The sequence below is a fragment of the Janthinobacterium violaceinigrum genome (assembly GCF_009208555.1).
Lineage (GTDB): Bacteria > Pseudomonadota > Gammaproteobacteria > Burkholderiales > Burkholderiaceae_D > Janthinobacterium > Janthinobacterium violaceinigrum.
The window spans coordinates 61623-88093 of the sequence record NZ_WFLI01000023.1 but is presented as its reverse complement, the minus strand read 5'-3'; the positions used below and the strand labels follow the sequence as shown (position 1 = coordinate 88093).

Annotated in this window: 27 protein-coding genes and 2 pseudogenes; 15 read left to right on the top strand and 14 right to left on the bottom strand. The window is 62.7% G+C overall.

From position 1 onward, the window contains the following. Nucleotides 1–4: 4 nt before the first annotated feature. Genes GCN75_RS18955 through GCN75_RS18935 form a run of 5 tightly spaced genes read left to right on the top strand, consistent with a single transcriptional unit; the run spans nucleotide 5 to nucleotide 4407 of the window. Complete coding sequence (locus GCN75_RS18955; protein ID WP_152283830.1) at nucleotides 5–610, top strand: SCO family protein; 606 nt, start codon at nucleotides 5–7, stop codon at nucleotides 608–610. A gap of 18 nt (nucleotides 611–628) precedes the next feature. After that, a complete protein-coding gene (locus GCN75_RS18950) occupies nucleotides 629–1798 on the top strand; it encodes a COX15/CtaA family protein (protein WP_152283829.1) in 1170 nt (389 codons plus the stop codon). Beyond that, complete coding sequence (cyoE, locus tag GCN75_RS18945; RefSeq protein WP_152283813.1) at nucleotides 1799–2698, top strand: heme o synthase; 900 nt, start codon at nucleotides 1799–1801, stop codon at nucleotides 2696–2698. Continuing rightward, a complete protein-coding gene (locus tag GCN75_RS18940) occupies nucleotides 2695–3288 on the top strand; it encodes an SCO family protein (protein WP_152283812.1) in 594 nt (197 codons plus the stop codon). Before cyoE ends, GCN75_RS18940 begins: the two co-directional genes overlap by 4 nt. 42 nt (nucleotides 3289–3330) lie before the next feature. Then, entirely contained in the window at nucleotides 3331–4407 is a 1077-nt protein-coding gene (locus GCN75_RS18935; protein WP_152283811.1) for an AI-2E family transporter, read from the top strand. Here the strand turns inward: GCN75_RS18935 and GCN75_RS18930 are convergent, their stop codons facing one another. From GCN75_RS18930 to nhaR, 4 genes are all read right to left on the bottom strand, one after another. Further along, nucleotides 4408–5748 (bottom strand): hemolysin family protein, encoded by a 1341-nt coding sequence (locus GCN75_RS18930; protein WP_034749482.1) that lies wholly within the window; start codon nucleotides 5746–5748, stop codon nucleotides 4408–4410. A gap of 88 nt (nucleotides 5749–5836) precedes the next feature. Continuing rightward, nucleotides 5837–6514 (bottom strand): suppressor of fused domain protein, encoded by a 678-nt coding sequence (locus tag GCN75_RS18925; RefSeq protein WP_152283810.1) that lies wholly within the window; start codon nucleotides 6512–6514, stop codon nucleotides 5837–5839. Between the two features lie 86 nt (nucleotides 6515–6600). Then, on the bottom strand, nucleotides 6601–7944 hold the full coding sequence (locus tag GCN75_RS18920) for an MFS transporter (RefSeq protein ID WP_152283809.1): 1344 nt from the start codon (nucleotides 7942–7944) through the stop codon (nucleotides 6601–6603). A 123-nt stretch (nucleotides 7945–8067) separates the two neighbouring features. Continuing rightward, nucleotides 8068–8982 carry a transcriptional activator NhaR gene (nhaR, locus tag GCN75_RS18915; protein WP_152283808.1) on the bottom strand — a complete coding sequence of 305 codons (915 nt, stop codon included), beginning with the start codon at nucleotides 8980–8982 and terminating at the stop codon, nucleotides 8068–8070. Nucleotides 8983–9099: 117 nt separating this feature from the next. Here nhaR and GCN75_RS18910 point away from each other — a divergent pair, with 117 nt between their 5' ends. The 5 genes from GCN75_RS18910 (at nucleotide 9100) to GCN75_RS18890 (ending at nucleotide 12721) form a co-directional block, all read left to right on the top strand. Further along, nucleotides 9100–10182 (top strand): DUF475 domain-containing protein, encoded by a 1083-nt coding sequence (locus GCN75_RS18910; protein WP_152283807.1) that lies wholly within the window; start codon nucleotides 9100–9102, stop codon nucleotides 10180–10182. A gap of 157 nt (nucleotides 10183–10339) precedes the next feature. Further along, a complete protein-coding gene (locus GCN75_RS18905) occupies nucleotides 10340–10915 on the top strand; it encodes a TerD family protein (RefSeq protein ID WP_152283806.1) in 576 nt (191 codons plus the stop codon). 182 nt (nucleotides 10916–11097) lie between these two features. Then, complete coding sequence (locus GCN75_RS18900) at nucleotides 11098–11793, top strand: TIGR00266 family protein (protein ID WP_152283805.1); 696 nt, start codon at nucleotides 11098–11100, stop codon at nucleotides 11791–11793. 34 nt (nucleotides 11794–11827) lie between these two features. Further along, nucleotides 11828–12409: a TerD family protein gene (locus GCN75_RS18895; protein WP_152257699.1), complete on the top strand. Its 582-nt coding sequence runs from the start codon at nucleotides 11828–11830 to the stop codon at nucleotides 12407–12409. Nucleotides 12410–12502: 93 nt separating this feature from the next. Next, on the top strand, nucleotides 12503–12721 hold the full coding sequence (locus GCN75_RS18890) for a YqaE/Pmp3 family membrane protein (RefSeq protein WP_152257720.1): 219 nt from the start codon (nucleotides 12503–12505) through the stop codon (nucleotides 12719–12721). A gap of 70 nt (nucleotides 12722–12791) precedes the next feature. Here GCN75_RS18890 and GCN75_RS18885 read toward each other — a convergent pair whose 3' ends face one another. The 3 genes from GCN75_RS18885 to GCN75_RS18875 form a co-directional block, all read right to left on the bottom strand. Continuing rightward, the gene (locus GCN75_RS18885) at nucleotides 12792–14432 is read right to left on the bottom strand and encodes a patatin-like phospholipase family protein (protein ID WP_193317561.1); all 1641 of its coding nucleotides are present in this window, start codon (nucleotides 14430–14432) and stop codon (nucleotides 12792–12794) included. A 232-nt stretch (nucleotides 14433–14664) separates the two neighbouring features. Further along, the gene (locus GCN75_RS18880; RefSeq protein WP_226941461.1) at nucleotides 14665–15528 is read right to left on the bottom strand and encodes a DUF3667 domain-containing protein; all 864 of its coding nucleotides are present in this window, start codon (nucleotides 15526–15528) and stop codon (nucleotides 14665–14667) included. A gap of 133 nt (nucleotides 15529–15661) precedes the next feature. After that, a complete protein-coding gene (locus GCN75_RS18875) occupies nucleotides 15662–16360 on the bottom strand; it encodes an ArsR/SmtB family transcription factor (RefSeq protein WP_152283802.1) in 699 nt (232 codons plus the stop codon). A 76-nt stretch (nucleotides 16361–16436) separates the two neighbouring features. Here GCN75_RS18875 and GCN75_RS18870 point away from each other — a divergent pair, with 76 nt between their 5' ends. Both GCN75_RS18870 and GCN75_RS18865 read left to right on the top strand, forming a co-directional pair. After that, nucleotides 16437–17606, top strand: coding sequence for a cytochrome P450 (locus tag GCN75_RS18870; protein ID WP_152283801.1), 1170 nt, complete (start codon nucleotides 16437–16439; stop codon nucleotides 17604–17606). Beyond that, on the top strand, nucleotides 17603–17950 hold the full coding sequence (locus GCN75_RS18865) for an antibiotic biosynthesis monooxygenase family protein (RefSeq protein WP_152257694.1): 348 nt from the start codon (nucleotides 17603–17605) through the stop codon (nucleotides 17948–17950). Before GCN75_RS18870 ends, GCN75_RS18865 begins: the two co-directional genes overlap by 4 nt. Here the strand turns inward: GCN75_RS18865 and GCN75_RS18860 are convergent. Next, nucleotides 17947–18399 (bottom strand): hypothetical protein, encoded by a 453-nt coding sequence (locus GCN75_RS18860; protein WP_152283800.1) that lies wholly within the window; start codon nucleotides 18397–18399, stop codon nucleotides 17947–17949. The genes GCN75_RS18865 and GCN75_RS18860 overlap by 4 nt on opposite strands. A 178-nt stretch (nucleotides 18400–18577) precedes the next feature. On the opposite strand from GCN75_RS18860, the gene GCN75_RS18855 reads away from it, so the two are divergent. Next, entirely contained in the window at nucleotides 18578–18844 is a 267-nt protein-coding gene (locus tag GCN75_RS18855; RefSeq protein WP_152283799.1) for a hypothetical protein, read from the top strand. 90 nt (nucleotides 18845–18934) lie between these two features. On the opposite strand, the gene rpoH is transcribed toward GCN75_RS18855, so the two are convergent. The 6 genes and pseudogenes from rpoH to GCN75_RS29965 all read right to left on the bottom strand — a co-directional run. Then, on the bottom strand, nucleotides 18935–19828 hold the full coding sequence (rpoH, locus tag GCN75_RS18850) for an RNA polymerase sigma factor RpoH (RefSeq protein WP_070222520.1): 894 nt from the start codon (nucleotides 19826–19828) through the stop codon (nucleotides 18935–18937). A gap of 477 nt (nucleotides 19829–20305) precedes the next feature. Continuing rightward, nucleotides 20306–21226, bottom strand: a complete 921-nt coding sequence (gene ftsX, locus GCN75_RS18845; RefSeq protein WP_099665445.1) for a permease-like cell division protein FtsX — start codon at nucleotides 21224–21226, stop codon at nucleotides 20306–20308. Further along, nucleotides 21223–21960, bottom strand: coding sequence for a cell division ATP-binding protein FtsE (locus GCN75_RS18840; protein WP_152257691.1), 738 nt, complete (start codon nucleotides 21958–21960; stop codon nucleotides 21223–21225). Before GCN75_RS18840 ends, ftsX begins: the two co-directional genes overlap by 4 nt. 8 nt (nucleotides 21961–21968) lie before the next feature. Next, nucleotides 21969–23036, bottom strand: a complete 1068-nt coding sequence (gene ftsY / locus GCN75_RS18835) for a signal recognition particle-docking protein FtsY (RefSeq protein ID WP_152283798.1) — start codon at nucleotides 23034–23036, stop codon at nucleotides 21969–21971. A gap of 165 nt (nucleotides 23037–23201) precedes the next feature. Beyond that, a pseudogene (locus GCN75_RS29970) lies at nucleotides 23202–23750 on the bottom strand (cobalamin B12-binding domain-containing protein); the annotation flags it as partial. A 186-nt stretch (nucleotides 23751–23936) separates the two neighbouring features. Further along, nucleotides 23937–24143, bottom strand: a pseudogene (locus tag GCN75_RS29965) (MerR family transcriptional regulator); the annotation flags it as partial. A 204-nt stretch (nucleotides 24144–24347) separates the two neighbouring features. Here GCN75_RS29965 and GCN75_RS18825 point away from each other — a divergent pair. Continuing rightward, nucleotides 24348–25661, top strand: a complete 1314-nt coding sequence (locus tag GCN75_RS18825) for an NAD(P)/FAD-dependent oxidoreductase (protein WP_152283796.1) — start codon at nucleotides 24348–24350, stop codon at nucleotides 25659–25661. Beyond that, nucleotides 25651–26448 carry a DUF1365 domain-containing protein gene (locus GCN75_RS18820; protein WP_152283795.1) on the top strand — a complete coding sequence of 266 codons (798 nt, stop codon included), beginning with the start codon at nucleotides 25651–25653 and terminating at the stop codon, nucleotides 26446–26448. Before GCN75_RS18825 ends, GCN75_RS18820 begins: the two co-directional genes overlap by 11 nt. The last annotated feature ends 23 nt before the right edge of the window (nucleotides 26449–26471 follow it).

Below are 26471 nucleotides of genomic sequence, written 5' to 3'. Positions count from 1 at the left end.
AGCAATGCAAGACAACCCCGGCAAGCAGGCACAGAACACGGGACGGTGGAAACTATTGGCCGTGGTGGCCGTGTGCGCCTTTCCCATCATCGCCTCGTATTTCACGTATTACATCATCAAGCCCACGGGCCGCAACAATTACGGCGCCCTGATCGACCCCCGCTTGCACCCGATACCGGAAGCGCAGCTGCAGGTGACGGAACTGGACGGCAAGGCCGCGCCGCTGGCCCAGTTCAAGGGCAAATGGGTGCTGCTGCAAACGGGGCCAGCCGACTGCCAGGAAACATGCAAGAAGCAATTATTTGACATGCAACAACTGCGTTTGATGCAGGGCAAGGAGCGCGAGCGTCTCGAGCGCGTCTGGCTGGTGACGGACGCCCAGCCGCTCGACACCCTGGTGATGCGCGAATTCGACGGCACCAGCATGCTGCGCGTGAATGGCGACGCCCTGAAAGCCTGGCTGCCCGTGGAGCCGGGCGGCCAGACCAGCGATCACCTGTACTTGATCGACCCGCTGGGTAATCTGATGATGCGCTTCCCGAAGGACGCGGACCCGAACAAGATCAAGAAAGACATCGCCAAGCTGCTCAAAGCTTCGGCGATCGGTTAAGGGGAACGCATGCCGACGATGCATCTTTCCGCGCTGGCCCAGCTGGGCTTGACGGGTCTGCTGGTGGCGTTGCTGCCTTTGACCATGGTGTGGGTGTCCGCGGACGCCAATAAATACCGCAAGCTCGTGTGGATCGCCGTCTTCCTGACGGTCGACCTGATCATGTTCGGCGGCTTTACGCGCCTGTCCGATTCCGGCCTGGGCTGCCCTGACTGGCCAGGCTGCTATGGTTCGGCCAACCCATTCCTTGCGCACGAGCACATCGTGGCGGCGGAAACCCTGATGCCGACGGGCCCCGTGACGGTGGTCAAGGCGTGGATCGAGATGACGCACCGCTACCTGGCCATGGCCATTGGCGTGCTGATCGTGGCGATGATGGTGCAGGCATGGCGCCAGTGGCGCAAGAATCGCCGCGAGGAATTCGCCCCCGCGCTGCCGACGGCGCTGTTCCTGTTCGTCTGCCTGCAGGGCGCGTTCGGCGCCTGGACGGTGACATTGAAGCTGCAACCGGTGATCGTCACCATCCACTTGCTGCTGGGCATGGGCTTGCTGGCCATGCTGACGTGGCTGGGCGGACGCCAGGATCATGCCGTCAAACCCTTGCTGCGCGCCGATGCGGACGCGGCCGTGCTGCGTCCCGTGCGCGCGCTGGCCGTTTTCTCGCTCGTGCTGCTCACCGTGCAGATCGCGCTGGGCGGCTGGGTGAGCACCAACTACGCCACCCTGGCCTGCACGGATTTCCCCCTGTGCGGCGGCAAGGTCATACCGGAGATGGATTTCGAGCATGGTTTCCATTTGTGGCGCGAGCTGGGCAAGACGGCCGCCGGCCACTATTTGCCGTTTTCCGCGCTGACGGCCATCCACTGGGTGCACCGCAATTTCGCCTTCATCGTGCTGGCCGGCATCGGCTACACCGTGTGGCGCGCGTGGACACTGCCGTCCCTGCGCGGCACGGCACGGTGGATTGCGCTGGTGCTGGCCCTGCAGGCGGTCACGGGCCTGGCGACGATCTACCTGAGCTGGCCATTGTCGATTGCCGTCATGCATAACGGCGGGGCGGCGCTGCTCGTGTTGTTGCTGACCATGTTAAACTACAAGGCTAAATTCCAACTCGATGTAGCGCGGAAATCTGCTTCCGCCGCCGCGCCAGTGCCCTCGGCACCAGCCAGTCCTTCCCGTACCGCATAAATGACTACTCAGACCATCAGCCGTAAACCCTCCCCCCGCATCGCCCAGTATTGGGCGCTGACCAAGCCCCGCGTGACGCAGCTGGCCGTGTTTTGCGCCGTCATCGGCATGTTCCTGGCCAGCGAGGAATTGCCGGACTGGCATGCGGTGGTGTTCGGCACCATCGGTATCTGGCTGCTGGCGGGCGCCGCATTTGCCGTCAACTGCCTGGCCGAGCGCGAAATCGATGCGCGCATGGCCCGCACGGCGCGCCGCCCCATGGCCATGGGCGACATCACGGTGAAGCAGACAGTCGTGTTCGCGCTGGTGATCGGCGGCCTGGGCATGGCGATCCTGTACCACCTCGTCAATCCGCTGACCATGTGGCTGACCTTTGTCACCTTTGTCGGCTACGCCCTGATCTACACCATGGTGCTGAAACCGGCCACGCCGCAAAACATCGTCATCGGCGGCCTGTCCGGCGCCATGCCGCCCGCGCTGGGCTGGGCTGCCGTGGCCAACGACGTGCCGATGCAGGCCTGGCTGCTGGTGCTGATCATTTTCGTCTGGACGCCGCCCCATTTCTGGGCCCTGGCCATGTACCGCCGCGACGATTACGCGCGTTCGGGCCTGCCCATGCTGCCCGTCACGCACGGCTTGAAATTCACGCAATTCCACGTCTGGCTGTACTCGATCGCGCTGGCCGCCACCACCTTGCTGCCGTACGCCGTGCGCATGAGCGGCCTGATCTACCTGGTCTCGGCCGTGGTGCTCAATGCCGGTTTCCTGTACTACGCGTGGAAGATGTACCGCCACTACACGGACTTGATCGCACGCAAAGCCTTTACGTATTCCATCATCTACCTGGCATTGCTGTTCGCGGCCTTGCTGGTCGACCACTACATTCCCCTCGGATCATGAAAAAATACCTGACCTTATTGCTGGCGGCCGCGCTGGTCGCCCTGCTGGCCGGCTGCGGCAAGCCGGCCGCACCGAAGCTGGCCTTCAAGAACACGGACGTGACGGGCCTGGGCTATGCGCGCGAGTTCGCACTGACGGACCATACGGGCCACCCGCGCACCCTGGCCGACTACAAGGGCAAGCTGGTGCTGATGTTCTTCGGCTACACGCAGTGCCCGGACGTGTGTCCCACGACCATGGCCGACATGGCGCAGGTGATGCAGGAAATGGGGCCGCAGGCCGACCAGGTGCAAGTGCTGTTCGTCACCGTCGACCCCGAGCGCGACACGCAGCAATTGCTGGCGCAGTATGTGCCCGCCTTCGACAAGCGTTTCGTGGGCCTGTATGGCAGCCTCGAGGCGACGGCCAAGGTGGCCAAGGAATTCAAGGTGTATTACGCCAAGGTCGAGGGCGAAACGGACAGCAGCTACACGGTCGACCATACGGCCGGCACCTATGTGTTCGACCGCGAAGGCAAGATCCGCCTGTTCGTGCGCCACGGCGAAAAACCTGCCGCCATCGCGCACGATCTTAAACTTCTGCTATCCTGACCCGGTCGCGCCGTCAGGCGCCATCTTCAGGATTGGCAGTACATGGATAAACGTTTCGAGCCTCACGCCCGCCTGGCAGCCATCATCTTCTTGCTGATCGGCTGCTTTTTCGTCTTGCGGCCCTTCCTGGCAGCCATGCTGTTCGCCGCCTGCGTGGGCATTTCCAGCTGGCCCCTGTACCTGCTGCTGCTCGACCGGCTGAAAGGCCGGCGCAACTGGGCGGCCGCCATCATGACCGTGTCGCTGGTGCTGGTCATCGTGCTGCCGCTGGCCCTCGTCACCTACAACCTGGCCGACAATGTGTCGCGCGTGTACGACCAGATCCGCGCCGCGCTGGAATCGGGCGGCCTGCATCCTCCCGCCTGGCTGGCCAGCATTCCCGTGGTGGGCGAAACCATCGATGGCTATGTGCGGCGCCTGCTGGAAGACCGCGAGGAATTATTGAATTTAGGTAAGACCATGCTGGAGCCGGCGCGCCATTTCCTCGCTTCCGGCGGCATCCTGCTGGGCACGGGCCTGGCGCAGACCAGCCTGGCCGTGTTCGTCAGCTTCTTTCTCTACCGCGACGGCCAGCAGCTGAGCCGTGCCTTGATGACGGGCGCCGGCCGCATCATCGGCGACAGTGCGCCGGGTGTGGGCCTGACCATCAGCCGCACCGTGCGCGGCGTCATGTACGGTTTGCTGGGCACGGCGCTGGCGCAGGCCCTGGTGGCCGTAGTGGGCTTCTTGATCGCCGGCGTGCCGGCCGTGGCGCTGCTGGGTGTAGCCACCTTCATCTTTTCGCTGATCCCCGTGGGGCCGCCGCTGATCTGGGGCGGCGCCGCCATCTGGCTGTTCAGCGACGGGCAGACGGGCTGGGGCATTTTCATGCTGGTGTGGGGCGCGCTGCTGATCAGCGGCGTGGACAATGTGGTCAAGCCCATGCTGATCAGCCGCGGCAGCAGCCTACCCTTCCTGCTGGTGCTGCTGGGCGTGCTGGGCGGCGTGCTGGCCTTCGGCTTCGTCGGCATCTTTATCGGCCCGACTCTGCTGGCGGTGCTGTACAGCTTGCTGCAAACGTGGACGGTGGGCGAGACCACCGTGCCGCAGGGCAAAGATACGCTGACGCGCAAGAAGTAATTAGTCTCTCAAATCCGCGTCGAGATCCCGCTCCTGCTTCGGGATCACTTTAATAAGCACGATGCGGGGTCCGTTCATCTTCTTGACGACGATGTCGAAGTCGACAAAGGTGATGCGCTGGCCCTGCTTCGGGATATCCCCCAGCTTGACCATGATCAAGCCGCCCACCGATTCCACATCGTCCAGCCCCAGCTCCTCGTTTTCGATATCGATGCCGAGGATGCGTTCGAGCGAGAAAATGGGCAGGCTGGCCTTGCCGATCAGGGTGCCGTCGCTTTGCTTGAGCCAGTCGTTTTCATTGCGGCGGAATTCATCGCGGATTTCACCGACCATGGCGCCGAGCAAGTTATCGAGGGTGATGAACCCCAGCGGGCGCTTGCCCTTTTCGCCGATCAGGGCGAAGTGGGGCGCGCCGTCGCGGAAGCGCCGGAACAGTTCCAGCGCGGGCGTGCGGGCGGAAATGATGTCCACGGGACGTAAAAACGGTGTGAGCGAGGTGATCGGCTTGCCCGCCTGCTGGGCAAAGAACAGGTCTTTCAGATGCACCACGCCCAGCACGTCGTCTTCGTTCGTGTCGAAATACGGGTAGCGGCTGAAGCGGTTGCGCAGCACCGTGTCGAGGTTTTCTTCCAGCGTGTTTGAGGCGTGCAGGGCGATCACTTCATTGATCGGGCGCATCAGGTCCGACACCGTCATCTGTTCGAAATCGAGCGACTGGGCCAGGATGTTGCGCTCGTCGCGCGTAAACTTTTCGCCGGGCTGGCTGGTGCGCAGGATCAGTTTCAGCTCTTCGGACGAGTAGTGGGCATCGTGGCCGCCCTTGCCGGACAGCCCCGCCAGGCGCAGCACCCAGTTGGCGCTGGCGTTGAGCAGGTAGATGGCCGGGTACATGGTCCAGTAGAAGCCGTACAGGGGAATCGCGCTCCACAGGCCGACGGCTTCCGGGTTGCGGATGGCCATCGATTTGGGCGCCAGTTCGCCCACGACGATGTGCAGGAAGGAAATGACGCTGAAGGCAACGACAAACGATACGCCGTGGATCAGCTCTTGCGAGGTGACGCCGATGGCGCCGAACAGCGGTTCCAGCAAGCCGGCAAACGCCGGTTCGCCGACCCAGCCCAGGCCCAGCGACGCCAGGGTGATGCCCAGCTGGCAGGCGGACAGGTAGGCGTCCAGCTGGCCGTGCACCTTGGCCAGGATGCGGCCCCGCAATCCCTGCGTCTTGGCGATGGCGCGGATGCGGGTGCGCCGCAAGGTGACGATGCCAAACTCGGCGGCAACAAAAAAACCGTTCAGCGCGACCAGGAAGAGGGCGAGCAGGACTAGCAAGACATTGTGCATGGGGGGCGCAAAAGATGGGCTGTAAAAACGTCATCTTAAACGACGAAGGGCGCAGTATGCTAATTTCCAACAAATCGGCCCTGCGGTTTTACACGATGCTGCCGCGTGCGGCGTCCACCAGCGGCGCGGCGCCCCGTTCTCCCAGCATCTGCAATAAGTCCTCGAAGTCATGCGCGCGGCCATGCGCCAGCTCGGCAGCGCTGAGTCCGATAATCTGCAGGAAGGCAAATTTACCCGAGACCAGCTGATATTCTTCCGGGTAATGTTCGCTGGGTACCATTATGATGGCGCTCAGTGCGGACTGCTGGCCATCGATGGGGCCGCCAACGGACATGCGGTCCCAGGCGTCCAGCGGTTCCTGGTCGCCGAAGCGGCCTGCCGCCAGCAGCATCTGATAGGCGGCAAACCGGCGCACCAAGGTCAGCGCCCATGGCGACTGTTGCGGGCATTCCAGCAGCAGTTCGCGGCCCAGTCCCGTCCACTCTTCATCGTCGTCGGGGTTGTCGTCCCAGGGATTGGACAGGCCGGACGACACGTAGACCCAGTGCGGCCGCCCGGGTGTCGGCGGACATTCGAACACGCCGATATGCAGCCAGCGCGGGTCGACTTGCGTGCAGTTGAACATTTGTTCAAACAGGGACAAGTCCAGCGGGTAGATGCCCGGGCCCAGGTCCCCGAACAGGGTAGTGTAGAGCGTTTCTTCGCGCTGGGCCCAGGCTGTTTCCAGAAGGCTGTCTGCCGCGCCGTCATTGGCAAGGTTGGTCATGTCGGTTCACTGAAATGGATGAGCATTTGAGTATAAAACATGCAACTTCATGACGGCGTACGGTTCAACAGGCCCATGCGCCGGCCTCAGGCGGCTGCCTTGGCGGGGGCCGTTTGCGGCCCGCCGCGCATGGCAAAGACCATGACGGCCGAGACGATGGCCGGGATGGCGACGACGAGGAAAATCGTGCTGTTGGGCCAGTTCAGGCGGATCAGCTCGCCACCGAGCACGGGGCCGATGATGGAGCCGATGCGGCCCACGCCCAGGCTCCAGCCGATGCCCGTCGAGCGCAGGGTGGTCGGGTAGTAGCTGGCTGCCAGGGCGTTGACGGCCGGCTGGCCGCCCACCACGCAAAAGCCGGCGATGAAAATCGTGATGAACAGGAAGGCCAGCGACACGTCGGGACGGCCGATCAGGGCGATGGCCACGGCGGCCACTAAAAAGCACGGCAGCAGGATGCGGCGGAAGCTGGAGCGGTCGATCAGCTGGCCCATGACGAGGGTGCCGATGGTGCCGCCCACTTGCAGGGCCGTGCCGGCCAGCACGGCGTTGGCCGTGGACAGGCCCGCTTCCTTGGCAATCGTCGGCAGCCAGTTGGACAGGAAATACAGGTTCAGCAAGTTCATGAAGTTGATGACCCACAGCAAGATCGTCATCTTGGCGCGGCCGCCCGTAAACAATTGCAGCACGGGCGCACCCTTGTGTTCCTTTTCATGCACGACGTATTGCGTGTCGGCCGTGATGGTGACCGTCGGGTCGATGCGCTTGAGCCATTGCGCGACCTTGTCCAGCTTGCGTTTCTTGAGTACCAGGAATTGCATCGATTCCGGCAGCAGGAAGAACATCAGCACGCCGATCACCAGCGGCACCACGCCGCCCACGTAAAACACGGATTGCCAGCCGAATGCGGGGATCAGCGCGGCCGACAACAGCCCGCCGAGCACGGCGCCGAGCGTAAAGCCGCACGAGACCAGCATCATCAGGGTGACTTTCTTGCGCAGGGGGCTGTATTCGCCGGCCAAGGCCATGGCGTTCGGCATCACGGCGCCCAGGCCCAGGCCCGTGATGAAACGGATCAGCTGCAATTGCTCGATGGTAGTGGCCAGCGGCGTGACCAGCATGCACAGCGCAAAGAAGATGGTCGAGCCGATCAGCACAGGGCGGCGGCCGAACTTGTCGGCCGTGATGCTGAAGACGAGCGAGCCCACCAGCATGCCCAGCAGGCCCGCGCCAAAGACGGGGCCCAGGTTGGCCTTGCTGACATGCCAGTCTGCAATGATGGCGGGGGCCACATAGCCCATCGCTTGCACGTCGAAGCCATCCATGATGACGCACAGCCCGCACAGGATCAGCATGCCGATCTGGAAGGAACCGATCTTGTTGTGATTGATGAGATCGGGAATATCGATCGTCTTGCCTGCCGTGGACATGGTGCCGCTCCTGTTTTTTATGGTGGTCGCGCCTTTCCGGAGAAGGAGGGGCGCGCGTTTGTCTCAGGCTGCATTACAATCGCTTTTGATTGATTATTCAAACGTTATTTTCGAATGGATTTATCAGGTTTCCTTGTGAATCTTCGGGTGGTCCTGGATGGCGGCCAGGATCACCTCCAAGGCCGGGTGCATGATCTTGCGTTCGTTGGAAATGACGTAAAACTGTTCGCGCAGGGACGAGGCGTCGCCCACCAGCACGGCGCCGAATTGCTCCTCGATATCGGCTGCCAGGCTGGCCGAGGCGAAGAACAGGCCCAGGCCCTTGCGGCCGAACGCGTTGAGCATGGCGTTGTCTTCGAATTCACCGACCACGTCGGGGCGCACGCCCTGCTGCACCATCCATTCGTCGATGCGTCCCCGCAGAGCATTGTTGCGCGCGGGCAGCAGAAACGGGGCGCCGTGCAGGCTGTGCGGGAAATTGTCGCGGTATTGTCCCGCCAGCGCGGGGATGCCGAACAGTTTCATGGCGCTTTCGCCCCACAGGTGGCTGGACACGCGCAGGCTGGCGCCGGCCGGCACGGCGCGGTCCGTCAAGACCAGGTCCAGCTTGTGCAAGGCCAGGTCGGCCAGCAGGGATTCGAATTCATCTTCCAGGCACACGAGCTTGACGGGCTGGTCCAGGCTGCGCGTGGCGTCGAGCATGCGGTAGGCCATCAGTTTCGGCAAGGAATCGGAAATGCCCACCGTCAGACGCATCTTTTCCGCGTCCGCGTCGGCCAGCGCATCCTGCATCTGCTCGCCCAGCAGGAAAATCTGGTCCGCGTAGCCGAGTGCCAGCCGGCCCGCTTCCGTGGGCACCAATCGCCGTCCCTGCGGCTGCAGCAGGGACTTGCCCAGTTCCTTTTCCAGCAGGGCCAGCTGGGTGCTGATGGTTTGCACGGCCAGGCCCAGCCGTTCAGCCGCGCGCGTCACGCCGCCTTCCTTGGCGACCACCCAAAAGAAGTACAAATGGCGGTAATTGAAACCCGTGGTTTTCATCGCTGCATCCTCTATCTTCTGTTTTTACGAAGTAATACTTCCATTATCTTCTATTTTTAAATGTGTCAGACGTCCCTATACTACGTTCCATTGAATTTGGATAAAGGGGAACTATCGATGAAACATTTCAGAGTGTCATTTCTAGTGACATTTATCTGCCTGGGTATTTCCGCCTGGTGGGGTTACACGCACGGTGGCGTGCAGACGATGCTGGCAGCGCTCGGTATCGCCGTGATCCTGGGCGTGATGGAAGTCTCGCTGTCGTTTGACAATGCGGTGGTCAACGCCTCGGTGCTGAAGAACTGGGACAAGTTCTGGCAGGGCCTGTTCCTGGGCGTGGGCATCATCATCGCCGTCTTCGGCATGCGTCTGGTGTTCCCGCTGGTCATCGTGGCGCAAGCGGCTGACCTGGGCTTGATGGAAGTGTGGAATCTGGCACTGAGCAATCCGGAACAGTATTCGATGCACCTGACGAACCACCACGCGGAAGTGGCAGCCTTCGGCGGCATTTTCCTGCTGCTGGTGTTCCTGAACTTCCTGCTGGATGCGGAAAAGGAAACGCACTGGCTGGGCCGTATTGAAGAAAAACTGGGCGCGCTGGGCAAGATTTCCTCGATTTCCGTGATGGTGGCCCTGGGCACCCTGATGGCCAGCCTGTCGATGATAGACGAAGGCCAGAAACTGGTGGTCTTGACGGCCGGCCTGTGGGGCATCTTGACCTACGTGGGCGTCGATGTGGTCAGTGGCTTGCTGGAAGGCGATAACGGCGACGGCAACGTGGGCGACATCGTCAAGCGCGGCGGTATTGGCGGCTTCCTGTACCTGGAAGTGCTTGACGCCTCGTTCAGCTTTGACGGCGTGATCGGCGCGTTCGCCATCACCAAGGATGTCGTGATCATCATGCTGGGCCTGGCCATCGGCGCGATGTTCGTGCGTTCGATGACGGTGTTCCTGGTGCGCAAGGGCACGCTCGACGAGTTCGTTTATCTGGAGCACGGCGCGCACTATGCGATCGGTATCCTGGCCGTGATCATGTTGGTCAGCATGAAGTTCCACATTCCCGAGATCTTCACGGGTCTGATCGGTGTGGCCTTCATTCTCGCCTCGCTGTGGTCGTCGATCCGCTACAAGCGACGCATGGCCTTGCTGGAAGGCGAAGACGATAAGCAGCCTGAGCTGGAAACAGCAGCCAAGGCCTAAGAGATACGCGGCAAACGACGACACCCGTTTGCCAGCGTGATGCAGCAAGCGCTGTCCCCGATCCGGGGAGTCGGGCCGGAGACAGCGCCAGGTGTACACAAGTAGTTATTTGGTTTTATACACGCTGGACTTTTATTTCACATAGGAGAAATACATCATGGCAATCAGTCTGCAAAAAGGCGGCAACGTCAACCTGAGCAAGGAAGCGCCTGGCATCTCGAAAATGATCATCGGCCTGGGCTGGGATGCCCGCGCCACCGATGGCGCCGCGTTCGACATCGACGGTTCCGTGTTCCTGCTGAAGGCCGACGGCAAGGTACGCGCCGACGTCGACATGATTTTCTACAACAACCTGAAATCGAGCGACGGTTCCGTCACCCACTCGGGCGACAACACCACGGGCGCCGGCGATGGCGATGATGAAACCGTCGTCGTCGACCTGGCCACGGTGCCAGCCGAGATCGACAAGATCGCTGTCTGCGTGACGATCCACGATGCCGAAGCGCGCAAGCAAAACTTTGGTATGGTATCGAAGGCCTACGTGCGTTGCGTCAACGCCAACGGCAACACGGAAATCGCCCGCTTCGACCTGTCGGAAGACGGTTCGGCGGAAACAGCCATGGTTTTCGGCGAAATCTACCGCAATGGCAGCGATTGGAAATTCAAGGCCATCGGCCAGGGCTACAAGGGCGGCCTGGGCCCCCTGGCAGCCTCGTTCGGCGTCGGCGTGTAAGGTAGCCACACCAAACCTACTGCGCGGTGCGCTTTGCGGCCGGCGATGCTCACCGTACTAAAGTACGGTTGCGCTTCTCGGCCACAAATCACATCCGCTCGCTACGGTTTTGTGCGGCACCGTTATTCTGTAGTAAGGGCGGTTTAGCCCGACATCATCATCATCAAGGAAGGAACAGTCAGATGCCAGTTTTTAATATTACCGGGGACGTCGACCCGTTTCTGCATGTGTCGCTGGCCAAGGGCGAGAAGATCTATTGCGAATCCGATGCGATGGTGATGATGGAAACCAATCTTGAGCTGAAAGGCAAGATGACGGGCGGCATAGGCGCCGCGCTGATGCGCACCTTTGCCAACGGCGAGTCGTTCTTTCAGCAGCATATCGAGGCCATGCGCGGCGACGGCGATTGTCTGCTGTCGCCCACCTTGCCCGGCGCGATGCGGGTGCTCGAGGTTGGCGCCCAGCAATACATGATCAGCGACGGCGCCTTCGTGGCGGCCACGTCTGGCGTGGAATTGAAGGTGCGCACGCAAAGCCTTGGCAATGCGCTGTTTGCCCAGAGCGGTGGTTTTTTCATCACCGAGACGGCAGGCAGCGGCCAGTTGGCGGTGTCCGGTTTTGGCGCGATGTCGGAATTGGAAGTGACGCCTGGCAAGGACGTGGTGATCGATAACTCGCACGTCGTGTGCTGGGACAACCGCCTGCAATACGAGATTTCCATGACGACCGGCAGCAGCGGCGGCTTTCTGGGTAACCTGATCAATAGCCAGACCAGCGGCGAGGGCATGGTGCTGAAGTTTTCAGGCACGGGAAAAATCCTCGTGTGCTCGCGCAACCGCGCGGCCTTCCTCGCCTGGACCCAAAGCAAGCCGGCGTAATCAAGCAGTAACCAACCCAACAGGAGCTATGCGTATGTCTGTCAATTTGAGCAAGGGCCAGAAGATTTCTCTGGACAAAGAAGCTGGTACCACCCTGACCCGTATCACCATGGGCCTGGGCTGGGACGCGGCCAAGACCAAGGGTTTCCTCGGTTTCGGTTCGAAGACGGAAGCCGTCGACCTGGACGCGTCGTGCGTCATGTTCGACGACAACAAGAGCACGTCCGACATCGTCTGGTTCCGCCAGCTGAAAAGCAAGGACGGCAGCATCGTCCACACGGGCGACAACCGCACGGGCGCGGGCGATGGCGACGACGAACAGATCAATGTCGATCTGTCGAAAGTGCCTGCGCACGTGAAAAGCCTCGTCTTCACCGTCAACAGCTTTACTGGCCAGAACTTCTCGCAGGTGGAAAACGCCTATTGCCGCATCTTGAATGCCAGCAATAACCAGGAAGTCGCGCGTTTCAACCTGTCTGTGCAAGGTTCCCACACGGCACAGATCATGGCCAAGCTGTACCGCCATAACGGCGAATGGAAGATGCACGCCATCGGAGAAAACGGCAACGGTCGCACCTTTGACGACCTGATGCCGCAGATTGCCGTGCATTTATAAATTGTAGTTGTAAGGAGCAGTACGCAGCGGGCGGGAGACGGACCGGATACCGGCCCTTGTCCGCTGCTCTATATTGAAGGAGAGTATGTCGTGATGCGATTGCTGATAGCCTTGCTACTTCCGTGTCTCACGTTTTTCATGCTGAAGCGCCCGCTGGCCGGCGCCGCCGCCTTGATCATGCAGTGCACTGTGATCGGCTGGGTGCCGGCGGCCCTGTGGGCCCTGTACACGGTGAACCAGCATAAAACGGAGCAGGAACTGGAAGGCGCGTTAAGCCGCAGCTACATGCGCAGGCGTAGTCGGTTGATCTAGATCAGCCGGGCGCCAGGTATCCTTGCGCTAAAGCCCGCACGAGCGATCGTGCGGGCTTTTTTGTGCGCGTTCACTTCTTGCAGCGGATCGGCACGTTCACGGAATTGCCGTCCGAACTCAGGTTGCGGTACTGCAAATCCTCGCTTTCGATGGCAAAGCGGGGCACGGCGTGCACGTAGCGCTGCTTGCAGATGGTGTCGTCGTTGATCAGCTGGCCCGCCAGCATGTAGTCGCACAGGGCGAAGCGCGATTCCTCGTCGTCGAGGATCAGCACGCGCGCGGCGCTGTACAGGGCCGATTGCAGGACGTCCGGGCTGCAGTTTTCCGGACCCGTCAGCTTCAGATGGGTCTTCGTTTGTGTGGCCAGGCGCTGCAGCTTGACGAGGGCGGCGCGTTCTTCCTTGCGCGCACTGTCGACTTGCGCATCGCCGCTGGCCAGGCGCAGCGCCAGCGAGGCGATCTGGTCGATGGAAATATGCCAGGCAAAGCCTTCCAGCCGTGTGCGGATCTGGCCCGGCAAGGGATCGGCCGCATCGATTTCGCAGCGGAACTGGCCCAGGTGGGGGCGGCACAGCACGGGGATGGCAAATGCCGAGGTGCGCTTGCCCTTGACGAATTTCTGACTTAGGTCGCCGAAGTTTTCATGCGTGATGGTATCGAAACGGGCTTGGCCAAAGCCCATCTTGACGAGGTTTTCCTTGCGCTGGCGTGAAAACAGGGCATCGACGGCATCGTAGATATTCTTGTTGAAGATGCGGTCCAGCGGCTGGCGCTCGTCCGACATTTTTTCAAACACGGCGCTGGAATTGGGCGCGTTGGCATCGATGGAAATGAGGATGAAGGGCTTGCTGTTCAGGCGCGGCGGCACGACGGCCATATCGTTGCCGTACAGCTGCGTCAGGGCCACGTCCCACAGGGTTTCCACGCCGAGGTTATCGGCCGCGCCGCCGTCGAACAGGTGCACATAGGATGGCGACTCGCGCGACTCGGAGCCCAGCTCCGGCACGAAACTGTTTTTCGGGCGGAAACGCTCGAAGGTGACGGAATCGAACACGCCGGGAAAGGCGGCCGAGGTGGCCACGGCCGTGGCCAGGCGGATATCCTGGATCGGCGAATGCAGGGTGCCGTAAAAATATTCGTAGGAAAACACCACGCGCTTGCCGCCATCGGTGGCGTCCGTCGCGTTGGCCAGGAAGATGGGACCGTCGTGGGGCAAGTCCTGGTAGGTTTTCTTGTCGTACAGCACATCGTCAAACACGTCGGACAGGAAAGACGTGCGGGTCTTGTTCGTCAACAGCATCGTCGTCAGGTTGGCCGGTTTCAAGATGGTCTGGCCGAAGAAATCCGTTTTCAGTTTGCTGCGCAGCAAGGGCCAATCCGTCTGCTTGCCATGCAGCGCATAGTAGCCGCCCGCGATGGCGCCGCCCGAGACGCCGGAGATGGCCGAGGCGCCGCTGACGAGGCCGAACTGTTCCAGCTGCTCCAGCGAGGCAGCCGAGAAATTGGCCGCGCGGCTGCCCCCGCCGGACAGGGCGATGCCGATGAAATGGTCGCTGGGCATGGGATTCTGGATGCGCGCCTTGGGCGCGTCGATGCGCAGGCGTGGGGTTTCCTGCACGGTAAACGTGCGGTTTTCGACGCCGCTGTTGGGACGCAGGGCGAGCACCGTGCAGCCGCTCAGCAGGGCAACGAGGATAAATGGTACAAACAAGCGTGGATTCATGCGCGATCTGTGCGTAGTCATTGGTTGGGATACGGACGGAAACGTGTGCGATTCTAGCAAACTTGTCGGTGCGTAACATGAAGATCGCGGCGCGATGGCAATGGCCCGCCATGCGGGCAGCACGCGCTCCGGCTCGCTGCGTGAAGCACGCGGCGAGCATCATATCCAGTAGAAAAGATGGATAGCCTGAGACTTGTCCCCGGCAGGGGCGTATTGCGCCTTAATGGCGCAGCATCACGCCCGTGGCGATGCAGGCCACGATTGCCAGGCCCATGGTCAGGCAATATGCCGCCATCAGCAGGGCCCAGCGGCAGACGGTGGCGAGTTTTCCGCTCGGATACACGCGCCACATGGCCCAGGGCAGGTAGGCGAGCAGCCAGGCGCCGAGCGCGAGGCGGACAATGTCGACGGGAATCACAATCATCAGCGCCATCGTGATAAAGGCAAAGGCATTCGTGTGCAGGGCGAACAGGAAATGCTCGCCGTAGCGCCGCCCGCTGCCCAGGTAGAGGATTTTCAGGAACAGGGCGAACAGCGGCATCAAGCAAAACATGGCGTACGGCGCGTAATGGAAAAAGCTTTCCAGCACGAGTTTTTGTTTCTCGGCCGTGGGCAGCTGCTCAAAGTCTTGCCATTGGCGCGGCAGGGTGGGGGTCTGGCCCAAAATGCTGACCTGCATGTGCGATGGCTTGTTTTCCGGAGTTTGACGGGCCCCGTGGTCGCTCACCTGGGCTTGCTGGTCGTGGACGGTGAGGAACATGTCGGGGCTGCTGAACTTGAGGATGGCAAAGAACAGGATGCTGAAGGTCAGGTAGACGCGCAGCGGCTCCACGTAGCGCACGCGGCGCCCTGCGATGTATTCCTTGCTCAGCACGCCCGGACGAAACAGCAGCAGGGCCAGGGTACGCCACAGCTTGCCTTCGAGCGCCACATAGTGCGCGACGAATTCATGCAGGAATTCGCGCGCGCTGGGCAGGTGCAAGGTGGTGGACTGGCCGCAGGCGCTGCAGAAGTTGCCTGGCGCATCCGTGTGGCAGTTATGGCAGGTAGTGGCGGGACGTGTGCTGGACGACGCTGTTTTCAAGTTGGACTCTTTCCATGGGCGAAAGGTAGAAATGATCGCCCAAGGGCGCAACATATGATGAATGAAAACAATGATAAAAGGGCATTTTTTTTCGAGCTCTAGTTGCTTCGGAGATACAAATTGCCTGCGCCGTTCAGCGGTCGCAGAAGGCTGCCAGCAGGCGCCGCTCGCCGTCCGGTGCGATGCGCAGGGCGCGGCTGTCGAGTTCGCGCTCGGCCCAGCGCTGGCGCAGGGCCAGCTGCAGGATGGCGGCGCCCAGCGCGCCGCCGAGGTGGGCGCGCCGTTCGCTCCAGTCCAGGCAGGCGCAGGCAAAGCGGCGGCGCTGCTGCTGCAGTTGCGGCACGTCGATGCCCAGGGCCGCCATGCCGGCCGCGCCCGCTTCCGACAAACGGTACTCTCCGCCATCGTCCAGCAGCCAGCCCTTCGCGTGCAACTGGTCGTGCAGGGCGACGGCGACGGTGCCGGCCATGTGGTCGTAGCAGGTGCGCGCATGGCGCAAGCGGTCCGGCGTGCTGGGCGTGAACGGCGTTGCCTGCACGCCTGCCACCACCAGCAGCGCTTCCAGCGCCCGTCCCACTTCCGGGCTGGCCAGGCGGTAATAGCGGTGCTTGCCCTGCGCCACCATCGATAGCAAGCCATCGTCGCGCAGGCGGCTCAAATGGGCGCTGGCCGTCGAGGCGCCTACTTCGGCCAGTGCCGCCAGTTCCGTGGCCGTGCGCGCATGGCCGTCGAGCAGGCTGCACAGCATGCGCGCGCGGGCCGGTTCGGCGATGGCGCCGGCCAGTTGGGCCAGGCGTCCATCGGCCGTGTGGGGAACGGTGCTGTCATCCATAATTCGTCCGTCAGCGAAGTGTTGTGGTGGAAGGGACAGCATACTCGTGTCCCCACCTCACTGCAATGGAATGCGCATGCCGCTCACCGATCCGCTTCACCCGATTGCCGCCGTCACCCATGCGGCCCCCTACGACTACTATCGCCGCCTGGCGGACGGTCCGCCGCTGCGCTTCGATGCCGTGCTCGGCTGCTGGCTGGCGACGGGGGCGGCCGGCGTGCGGGCCGTGCTCGAGCATCCCGCCTGCCGCGTGCGCCCGCCAGGGCAGGCCGTGCCGCCCAACCTGGCGGGTACGCCGTGCGGCGCGTTCTTTGCGGAACTGGTGCGCATGAACGATGGCGAACGGCATGCCGTGCCGAAACAGGTGCTGGCGCGCGCACTGGGCCAGGTGGACCTGGCGCGCCTGCAGGGGCGGGTGGCGCATCTGGCCGGCGACCGCGTTCCCGGCAGCGCCGGCCAGCTCAATGCTGCGCTGTTCGAGCTGCCCCTGTACGCGATGGCGGATTTGCTGGGCTTTGCGCCAGCGCAATGGCCGGCGCTGGTGGCCTGGACGCGTGATTTTGTCGCTTGCCTGTCGCCGCTGAGCAATGGCGCGCAGCTGGCCGGTGCGCAGGTGGCGGCCGACGCCTTGCTACAAGGTTTTTCCGTGCTGCTGCGCGAAGGGACGGCGATTCCCGGCAGCTTGCTCGACGATGTCGTGTCCGGCGCGCGGCAGGCAGGCTGGCACGCATCGGGCGCCGTGCTGGCCAACCTGGCGGGTTTGCTGTCGCAGACTTGCGAGGCGACGGCCGGCTTGCTGGGCAATGCCATCGTGGCCTTGCGCGCGCAGCCGCAGTTAGTGCCGCAGCGGGGCGCGGCGCCCCAGCCATGGCCGGCCATGCTGCGCGAAGTGAGCCGGCATGATCCGGCCATCCACAACACGCGCCGCTACACGGCGCAGGACGCGGATTTGAATGGCGTGCTCATACCGCAGGGACAGTTGATCGTGGTGGTGCTGGCCAGCGCCTGCCACGATGCCAGCGTGTATGCCGAACCGGGCCGTTTCCTGCTGCAAAGGCCCGGGCTGGCGCTGCCGGGCTTTGGCCATGGCCGCCACGTTTGTCCGGGCCAGTCCATCGCGCAGGCCATCGCCGCGGCCTGCCTGCAGGCGTGGGCCGGTGCGCTGGCCGGTATGCCGCTGGCATGGCGTTATCTGCCGTCGCTGAACGCGCGCATCCCCGTATTTAGCCCAGGAGAAATGACATGATCGCCGTGATATTCGAAGTCTGGCCCAGCGCCGCTGGGCGCCAGCAGTATCTTGACCTGGCCGCCGCGCTGCGGCCTTTGCTCGACGAAGTCGATGGTTTCATTTCCATCGAGCGTTTCAGCAGCCTGAGCGAGCCAGGCAAATTGCTGTCGCTATCGTTTTTCCGCGACGAGGCGGCGCTGGCGCAGTGGCGGCAGCTGGAAGCGCACCGCGCGGCCCAGTCGGCGGGCCGGCACGGCGTGTTTGACGACTACCGGCTGCGCATTGCCGCCGTGGTGCGCGATTACGGCATGCTGGACCGGCAACAGGCGCCCGCCGACAGCCAGCGGCGCCACGATGCTTAGCGGGGCAGCGCGCCCTGCGTGATCTTGACCTTGACCCGGTACGTGGGCTCGGCCGCATTCAGGGCGGGCGGCGTGGCCGGGTCGACGTCGAGCAGGGTGAACGTCAGGTGGTTGACGGTGACGGAACTGGCCGCGCCGGGCATGGAGTCGGACAGGACGATGTCCGTGGCGCCCGCGCTGTTGAGCAAGCTGAAGCTGTAGCTGACGTAGCCTTTCCACACGCACACGGCGCCCTTGCGGCAGCGGCTGTCGTTGACGCGCTCCAGTTTCAGGGTATCGGTGGCCGTGATGGCCACCTGTTCGCCCGGCGAGAGCACGTGGGTGACGCTGCGCGGCGTGTTTTCCGCGTCGCCGGCGCTGCCGGCCGCGCCGCAGCCGGCCAGCACGGCCAGGCAGGCAAGGAACAGGGGAAGTAAGAGGGTACGGCAAGATCGGGTCAGGTAAGGCATGCTTTTCCTTTCAGAGAGAGCGTCTTCGGCGTGGCATCCACGCGCAAGATGAAAATGATAGTAACAAAATGATATTTTCCCGGCGCGCCGTTGGCGTGCTGCAGAGGAATTGACGCGCCGGCCACGCGGCGCGCCGATTACTGCGTAGAATGGCTGTTTTGAAAATCAGGAAACAACCATGAAAAAAACCGACCTGGCCAAAAGCGATGCCAAGAAACTGATGGGAAAGATGAATGTTCCCGGCGCCGGTGCATTCGGTAAGGAAGCGGTGGTCATCGACCGCCGCGAGCAGCGCAAGCGCGATCAGGCCCTGGGCCTGGTGCCATTCGCCGTCAAGCTGAACAGCGATCTGGTCTTGCAATTGCAGACCCTGGCCAAGGAGCGCGGCGCGGATCTGAATGAAGTCGTCGCCGAGCTGATCACCAAGGGCTTGGCTGCAGCGTAACGGCTGACAATGTTTATCTGTTGATAAACATCAAGGTTTAAAACTAAAAGGCGCCTTGCGGCGCCTTTTACATTGCGGCATTGCTTGCGATTACACGTAGGCCGCCAGCGCGCCCTTCATTTTTTTCAGCGCCGCCACTTCGATCTGGCGGATGCGCTCGGCCGATACGCCGAACTCTTCAGCCAGTGCGTGCAGGGTGGCGCCGGAACCGTCGTCGTTGGCCAGCCAGCGCGCTTCGATGATGCGGCGCGAACGGGCGTCCAGCTTGGACAGTGCCGTTTCCAGGCCTTCCGATTGCAGGCGCGTCACTTGTTCCGCTTCCAGCACCTTGGTCGGCTCGCTTTGCTCCGACGACAGGTAGGCGATCGGCGAAAACTTGTCGTCTTCATCGTCGGTCGGCGATTCCAGCGCGATGTCGCGGCCGCTCAGGCGCGTTTCCATTTCAATCACTTCTTCGCGCTTCACGTCGAGCAGCTTGGCCAGCGCATCGATCTGCTTCGGCGTCATCGCGTCCAGGCCCGTCTTGTGGCTGCGCAGGTTGAAGAACAGCTTGCGCTGTGCCTTCGTCGTTGCCACCTTGACCAGGCGCCAGTTTTTCAGGATGTACTCATGCATCTCGGCTTTCACCCAGTGCATGGCGTACGACACCAGGCGCACGCCCTGGTCCGGATCGAAACGTTTCACGGCTTTCATCAAGCCGATATTGCCTTCCTGAATCAGGTCGGCGTGCGGCAAGCCATAGCCCAGGTAGCCGCGGGCAATCGAGACCACCAGGCGCAGGTGCGACAGCACCAGCTCTTGCGCGGCGGCCAGGTCATTTTTTTCACGCAGGCGTTTCGCCAGCGAAATTTCTTCGTCATGGGTCAACATGGGCAGACGGTTCACGGCCGAGATATAGGCGTCGATATTGCCCAGATTACCGGTGAACCCGAGGCCCAGCGCATTACTTTTGGTCGGAACCAATGCGGACGTTGCGGACATCATAGTCATGTTTTCTCCCTCGTAGTCTTGCTTTGTTCCAGTTGGCCATGTCACACGACATGGCAGCTTGTATCTTCGTTTTTGCGTATTCGGTCTTGCACTTCGCAGATCGCGGCACCATCTACATCTGGCGTCCATGGCGGTTCTGCTGCTGGTATGTCCCTATATTAGCACTCTCTGCTTGAGAGTGCCAATCAGCACATTTAATCGTCCTGATAGCCTAAATACTATGGCGATTTATTAATTAATACTTTATCTAAAACGCGCCGCCAGGGCGCATGGGCACTGCCGCGTGCACTTGCCGGGCCGTGCCCGCCAGGGTTGCACGGCGCTTCACGACAACATGGCTAGTCTACGGCCGCAAGCTGAAGCGAACCTTAAGAATACTTGCTAAATATCAATATCACCACAGTAGGGGGTGAATAGCAAAAAAACAAGGGGCACATGGCGGCGCCGGGGGCGCCGCCATGGGAGGGAAGGTCAGTTCAGGCGCGCCAGGTGGCGCTGCACGCAGAGGAAGGCGCCGATCAGGCCCAGGCCGGCGCTGACGGCCAGCAAGCCGGCCATCGGCAGCGGCGCCAGCGGCACCAGCTGGAATTCGGACGCGTACAAACGGGCAAATTCGGCAATCGCCGTATTGAGCGGCTGCAAGGCCAGCGCCACGGCGCCCAGGGCCAGCGCGCCCGCGCACAGGCCCAGCAGGGCGCCCGTGTAATAGAAGGGGCGGTGGATGAAGGTGTCGGTGGCGCCGATCAATTTCGAGATGCTGATTTCATCGCGCTGCTGCATCACCTGCAGGCGGATGGTGTTGAAGACCACGGCGATCACGGCCACGCCCAGGGTAATGGCCAGCAGCAGCAGCACCAGGCGCAGCACGCCCAGCAGGGCGGCCAGGCGCTTGACCCAGGCCGAATCGACTTGCGCCGATTCCACGCCGGGCAAGTGGCGCAGCTGTTCCGCCACCGCATCGACGTCCTGCGCCTCACTGGCGCTGCTGAAGGCATCGAGTTTCAGCACATAGCTGTCGGGCAGGGGATTGTCGCCCAGGGTGCTGAGCACGTCGGCCAGGCCATTCTTGTTTTTCAGCGAGTCCAGCGCCTGTTCGCGGGGAATGAAGACGATCTTCGCCTTTTGCTCGCCCACGATCTTGCGCATGGCGCCGGCCAGGCCCACGGCTTGCTCGCGCGGCGTGTCGATCTTCAGGAACACGCTGATTTCCGGGTCGACCGACATCTGTTCCGACATGGGTCGCACATTGTCGAGCATGGTCAAGCCGGCGAACGGCAGCGACAGGGCGATGGCGACGACGAGCACGTTCAATAAGAAGCCGCCTGGCGACTTGCGCAGATGAATCAGCGCCGAGCCCAGCGCGAAGCGGTGTTGACGGAACCAGCCTCTCATGCCTGTTCTCCTTCGCCGTCATCCAGGCCGGGGGCGAAATCGGGGTCGGGCGGCGCGAACACGGGCGCCTGCGTGGCCTTGTCGATGGCCACCAGCTGGCCGTTTTTCAGATGGATCACGCGGGCGGCGGCGTCGAGCATCTGTTCGTCATGGCTGGAAATGAGGCAGGTCACGCCCACCGAGTGGAACGCTTTCAGGGCGTCGAGCACCTTGTTGGCGCTGGCGCGGTCCAGGTTGGCCGTCGGTTCGTCGGCCAGGATGATCTGCGGCCGGTTGACGATGGCACGCGCGATCGACACGCGCTGCTGCTCGCCGCCCGACAGCGACAGGGGACGCGCCATGGCGCGGTCCAGCAAGCCCACCTTGTCGAGCGCGGCGCGCGCGCGCTGTTCGGCGGCCGCCTTGTGGGCGCCCACGACGAGCAGCGGCAGCATGACATTGGCCAGGATGGAGCGGTCGTTGAGCAATTTCTGCTGCTGGAAGATCAGGCCCATGTTGCGGCGCAGGAAGGGCACGCCGGCCGGCTTGATCTTTGCCATGTCCTGGCCATTGACGATCAGCTTGCCCGACGTGGGGCGTTCCATGGCGGCGATCATTTTCAGCAGGGTGGACTTGCCGGCGCCCGAGGGGCCGGCCAGGAAGACCAGCTCGCCTTTGGCAATACTGAGCGAAATGTCGCTGAGCGCCACGGCGTCGGGGGAGTATTGCTTGGAGACGTGCTGAAATTCAATCATGTATAGGCTTATCCGAGCAGCGCTTCGACAAATTCGGCAGCCACGAAAGGCTGCAAGTCTTCAATTTTCTCACCGATACCGATGAAATACACGGGCACGGGGCGCACGCGGGCAATCGCCGCCAGCACGCCGCCCTTGGCGGTACCGTCCAGTTTGGTGATCACCAGGCCGCTCAACTGCAGGGCATCGTCGAAGGCCTTCACTTGCGTGAGGGCGTTCTGGCCCGTGTTGCCGTCGATGACGAGCAGGGTTTCATGCGGCGCGCCATCCATGCCCTTGCCGATCACGCGCTTGATTTTCTTCAATTCTTCCATCAGATGCAACTGCGTCGGCAAGCGGCCCGCCGTGTCGACCATGACCACGTCGATGCCGCGCGCCTTGGCCGATTGCACAGAGTCGTAGGCCACGGCGGCCGGATCGCCCGATTCCTGCGAAATCACGGTGACGTTGTTGCGCTCGCCCCAGACCATCAGCTGCTCGCGCGCGGCGGCGCGGAAGGTGTCGCCCGCGGCCAGCAGCACGGATTGGTTGTTCGACTGCATGTGCTTGGCCAGCTTGCCGATGGTGGTGGTCTTGCCAGCGCCATTCACGCCGGAAATCATCATTACCAGCGGCTTGTGGCGGCCCAGCTCGAAGCGTTTTTCCAGCGGCAAGAGCAGCTCGATCAGCAGCACTTTCAGCGCCGCCTTGACGGCGGCCGCGTCGAGCAGCTTGTCTTCCTTGACCTTTTTCTTCAATTCCGTGAGCAGGAATTCCGTGGCGTCGATGCCCGCGTCGGACATCAGCAGCGCCGCTTCCAGCTCTTCGTACAGGGCGTCGTCGATCTTGGCACCGACGAACAGCACGGACAGGGTATTCGAGGTTTTCGACAGGCCCGCCTTCAGGCGCGTCATCCACGATTTTTTCTCGGGTTCGGCGGCCACGATCACGGGCACGAGCTCGGCCGGCGCACCGCTCAGCGGTGCAGCGGCGGGAGTCGCTGCCGGCGCGGCAGGCGGCGTGGCGGCAGGAAGAACGGGGGGCTCGGCTGGCGTAGCCTCGGGAGTGATGGGTTTTTTCTTGAAGAAACTAAACATGGATGTGTGGTGGCGGGTGCTGACCTAAGGCCCGGCGGCGCCGGACACTGTTGTTACTGGCTATTCTACCAGAGCGCGCCCGGCCCTTCATGCTTTACTGTTCGATTGGCAACATTGCGCCGCTATCCACGAAGATCGCCGCAGTTGCCGCGCTTTTCAGCCGGTTCAGTGGGTTTGCGGCGCGTGCGCCTGATGGCGGCGGCGCCAGTCGGCGATGCTTTCCTCGACTTGCCGCAAGTCCAGCACATGCAGGAAGGGCGGCGGCTGCCTGGACAAGGCGGGACTGCGTCCGCCCGCCCACAATTCCATGCCTGGCTGCAAGCTCGCGTGCAATTGCTGCAGGCTGTCGCGCGTCTGCCGCTGCTTGCTGGCACTGGAAAACGACAGGGCCACGATGTCGGCCCGCTGCGCGCGCGCGGCCGCGACGATGTCGGTCAGCGGCGTTTCTACCCCCAGCGACATGCAATGGGCACCTGCCGCCGTACACAGCGCTTCGGCCATCAGCAGGCCCAGGCCATGGCGTTCCTGCGGCAAGGTGCTGAGCACGATGCGCGGCGTCCGGGTGGACGGGCTGCTTGCCTGTGGCAGGGAAAAAATGGCGTGGCGCATTACCGTCTGCAAGGTTTCGCTATACAGATGCTCTTCGTACACGGCCAGGTCGCCGCAGGCCCACGCTTCGCCCACCATGGCGGTGAGGGGGGCGATGACGTCGATGGTGAACGCCTTCAAGCCCAGCACGGCCAGCGCCTGGCGCAGGGCATTGCCCAGTTCCGCCATCTGGTGGCCGCGGCACAGGGCCAGGTAGTGTTCGAGCTGCGGCGCCGGCGCCGGTGGCGGCGTGGCGCCCGCGCTGGCCAGCTGCTGCAGTTGCAGGGTGCTGTGCTGCATGATTTTGCCCGGGCGAAATCCGAGGTCCAGCAGGCGCTTGACCATGCGCAATTTCTGCACTTGCTCGGCGGGGTAGCTGCGTTCGCCAAACGCATCGCGCTGGGGCTGGGGAAACGCGTAGCGGCGTTCCCAGACACGCAAGGTTTCCTTGGCCAGCCCGGTGTCGCGCTCGACATCGCTGATGCTGAAGGCAGGAGAGAGTTGCAGGTCAGTATCCATACCAGGGGGCGTGCTCGCGTGCCGAAAGATCGTATCAGGCATTTTACGCCTTCCACCGCCCCGTACCAAATAGCTGAATCCGATTGGAAATTGCCTGCGTATAAGTTTTTGAACGGATTCGCGGCCTCATTGACACAGATCAATATTTGACTGACTATCGATGAAGCTTATTTTGTCCAGGACAAACATAACACAGGTGCGCTCATGAAAATCGCCGTCGTCGGTGCGGGAATTGCAGGATTGTCGTGTGCCTATCGGCTGGCGCAGGCGGGTCAGGATGTGACCTTGTATGAGGCGGGCGCGTATTTTGGCGGCCACAGCCATACGGTCGATGTCACGCTCGATGGCGTCACGCATGGCGTTGACACGGGTTTTCTCGTGTTTAACCACGCCACGTATCCGAACCTGGTGCAACTGTTCCAGGAACTGGGTGTCGAGGCGGCCGACAGCGATATGTCGTTTTCCGTGAAGATGCCGCTGGGTTCCGCGCCCGGTGCCCGCGTGCTGGAATGGGCGGGCGCCAACCTGGACACCGTGTTTGCCCAGCGCAGCAACCTGCTGCGCCCCGCTTTCTTGCGCATGCTGCGCGACATCGTACGCTTCAACCGCCAGGCCAGCGCGCTGGCCACGGCCGCCTTGCCGGCGCCGGCCCTGTCGCTGGGAGAATTCCTCGACCTGCATGGCTATGGCGAGGAATTCCGCCACTGGTATCTGTTGCCGATGGCTGCCTGCATCTGGTCGTGTCCGGCGCGCCAGATGCTGGCCTTTCCGCTGGCGACGTTCATCCGTTTCTGCCACAACCATGGCTTGCTGCAGGTCAATGACCGGCCGCAATGGCGCACGGTGCGCGGCGGCTCGCGCGTGTACGTGGAAAAACTGCTGGCGGGCATTGCGCAGCAGCGCCTGGCTTGCCCCGTGCTGGCCGTGCGCCGCCAGCCGCACGGTGGCGCGCGCATGGTCGAGCTGCACACGGTCGCCGGCGTCGAACATGCCGATCACGTGGTGCTCGCTTGCCACAGCGACCAGTCGCTGGCCCTGCTGGGCGATATCCGCGACGACGAGCGCTCCGTGCTTGAAGCCGTGCGCTACCAGCCGAACCGGGCCGTGCTGCACACGGATGCCAGCTGCCTGCCGCGGCGCCGCAAGGCCTGGTCTGCCTGGAATTACCAGGGCAGGCCGGCAGTGGAGGAAGGCGCCGCGCCGCAGGTATGCGTGCACTATTTGCTGAACCAGCTGCAGCCCTTGCCCTTTGCCACGCCCGTCATCGTCTCGCTCAATCCGCTCGACGAGCCCGATCCGGCAAGCATCATCGACGAGTTCTCGTATGCCCACCCCGTGTTCGATGGCGCGGCCATTGCAGCCCAGGCGCGCCTGGCCGGCTTCCAGGGCGCGCAGCACACGTGGTTCGCGGGCGCCTGGACGGGCTACGGCTTCCATGAAGACGGCTTGAAGTCGGGCCTGGGCGTGGCGCAAAGCCTGCTGGGGCTGGCGTCGGCGGAGCTCGGCCATGCCGCGTGATCCCTCGCTGCCCGTGCAAGCCCAGCCCCAGCTGTGCCTGGGACAGGTGCGCCATGCGCGGCTGCGTCCGCGCGCGCATGCGTTCAGCTACGGCATGTTCTATCTGCGCCTGCCCCTGCGCAGCATGGGAGCGCAGGATTTTCCCGCCCGCTTGATTTCGCGCAACGGCGTCAATGTGCTGTCCTTCCGCGACAGCGACCATGGCGATGGCGCGGTGCCGCTGCTGGACTGGATCGACGGCCTCCTGCGGCAGCACGGCGTGGATGACGCGGGCGGCGAAATCTGGCTGCAGACCATGCCGCGCCTGTTCGGCTATGTCTTCAATCCCGTCAGCTTCTGGTTTTGCCACCGCCCGGACGGCGCGCTGCGCGCCGTGGTGTGCGATGTGCGCAATACCTTCGGCGAACGCCATCTGTACTTGCTCGAACAGGGCGGCGCGATTGTCTTTGGCAGCGAACTGGTCGCCAGGAAAATCTTCCACGTGTCGCCGTTTTGCAAGGTGGAAGGCCAATACCGTTTCCGTTTCCTGCGCAACAACGACAAGGGGGGCGAACGCCACCTGGCCCGGGTCGATTACGACGACCTCGACGGTCCGCTGCTGCAGACGAGCTTGTCCGGCACGGCGCAGCCGCTGCGCGATGGCGCCATGGCTTGGGCCTTGCTGCGCTACCCCCTGATGACGTTTGGCGTGATGGCGCGCATCCATTGGCAGGCTTTGCGCCTGTGGCTGCGCCGCGTGCCGTTTTTCAGCAAACCCCTCCCCCCACAAGAAAAGGTGTCCCGATGAGCTCTGATTCCCTGCCGACCGGC

Bases quoted from the DNA above. Each gene is read 5' to 3' on its own strand.
- GCN75_RS18955 (WP_152283830.1), top strand. From the start codon at position 5: ATGCAAGACAACCCCGGCAAGCAGGCACAGAACACGGGACGGTGGAAA.
- GCN75_RS18950 (WP_152283829.1), top strand. From the start codon at position 629: ATGCATCTTTCCGCGCTGGCCCAGCTGGGCTTGACGGGTCTGCTGGTG.
- cyoE (WP_152283813.1), top strand. From the start codon at position 1,799: ATGACTACTCAGACCATCAGCCGTAAACCCTCCCCCCGCATCGCCCAG.
- GCN75_RS18940 (WP_152283812.1), top strand. From the start codon at position 2,695: ATGAAAAAATACCTGACCTTATTGCTGGCGGCCGCGCTGGTCGCCCTG.
- GCN75_RS18935 (WP_152283811.1), top strand. From the start codon at position 3,331: ATGGATAAACGTTTCGAGCCTCACGCCCGCCTGGCAGCCATCATCTTC.
- GCN75_RS18930 (WP_034749482.1), bottom strand. From the start codon at position 5,748: ATGCACAATGTCTTGCTAGTCCTGCTCGCCCTCTTCCTGGTCGCGCTG.
- GCN75_RS18925 (WP_152283810.1), bottom strand. From the start codon at position 6,514: ATGACCAACCTTGCCAATGACGGCGCGGCAGACAGCCTTCTGGAAACA.
- GCN75_RS18920 (WP_152283809.1), bottom strand. From the start codon at position 7,944: ATGTCCACGGCAGGCAAGACGATCGATATTCCCGATCTCATCAATCAC.
- nhaR (WP_152283808.1), bottom strand. From the start codon at position 8,982: ATGAAAACCACGGGTTTCAATTACCGCCATTTGTACTTCTTTTGGGTG.
- GCN75_RS18910 (WP_152283807.1), top strand. From the start codon at position 9,100: ATGAAACATTTCAGAGTGTCATTTCTAGTGACATTTATCTGCCTGGGT.
- GCN75_RS18905 (WP_152283806.1), top strand. From the start codon at position 10,340: ATGGCAATCAGTCTGCAAAAAGGCGGCAACGTCAACCTGAGCAAGGAA.
- GCN75_RS18900 (WP_152283805.1), top strand. From the start codon at position 11,098: ATGCCAGTTTTTAATATTACCGGGGACGTCGACCCGTTTCTGCATGTG.
- GCN75_RS18895 (WP_152257699.1), top strand. From the start codon at position 11,828: ATGTCTGTCAATTTGAGCAAGGGCCAGAAGATTTCTCTGGACAAAGAA.
- GCN75_RS18890 (WP_152257720.1), top strand. From the start codon at position 12,503: ATGCGATTGCTGATAGCCTTGCTACTTCCGTGTCTCACGTTTTTCATG.
- GCN75_RS18875 (WP_152283802.1), bottom strand. From the start codon at position 16,360: ATGGATGACAGCACCGTTCCCCACACGGCCGATGGACGCCTGGCCCAA.
- GCN75_RS18870 (WP_152283801.1), top strand. From the start codon at position 16,437: ATGCCGCTCACCGATCCGCTTCACCCGATTGCCGCCGTCACCCATGCG.
- GCN75_RS18865 (WP_152257694.1), top strand. From the start codon at position 17,603: ATGATCGCCGTGATATTCGAAGTCTGGCCCAGCGCCGCTGGGCGCCAG.
- GCN75_RS18860 (WP_152283800.1), bottom strand. From the start codon at position 18,399: ATGCCTTACCTGACCCGATCTTGCCGTACCCTCTTACTTCCCCTGTTC.
- GCN75_RS18855 (WP_152283799.1), top strand. From the start codon at position 18,578: ATGAAAAAAACCGACCTGGCCAAAAGCGATGCCAAGAAACTGATGGGA.
- rpoH (WP_070222520.1), bottom strand. From the start codon at position 19,828: ATGATGTCCGCAACGTCCGCATTGGTTCCGACCAAAAGTAATGCGCTG.
- ftsX (WP_099665445.1), bottom strand. From the start codon at position 21,226: ATGAGAGGCTGGTTCCGTCAACACCGCTTCGCGCTGGGCTCGGCGCTG.
- GCN75_RS18840 (WP_152257691.1), bottom strand. From the start codon at position 21,960: ATGATTGAATTTCAGCACGTCTCCAAGCAATACTCCCCCGACGCCGTG.
- ftsY (WP_152283798.1), bottom strand. From the start codon at position 23,036: ATGTTTAGTTTCTTCAAGAAAAAACCCATCACTCCCGAGGCTACGCCA.
- GCN75_RS18825 (WP_152283796.1), top strand. From the start codon at position 24,348: ATGAAAATCGCCGTCGTCGGTGCGGGAATTGCAGGATTGTCGTGTGCC.
- GCN75_RS18820 (WP_152283795.1), top strand. From the start codon at position 25,651: ATGCCGCGTGATCCCTCGCTGCCCGTGCAAGCCCAGCCCCAGCTGTGC.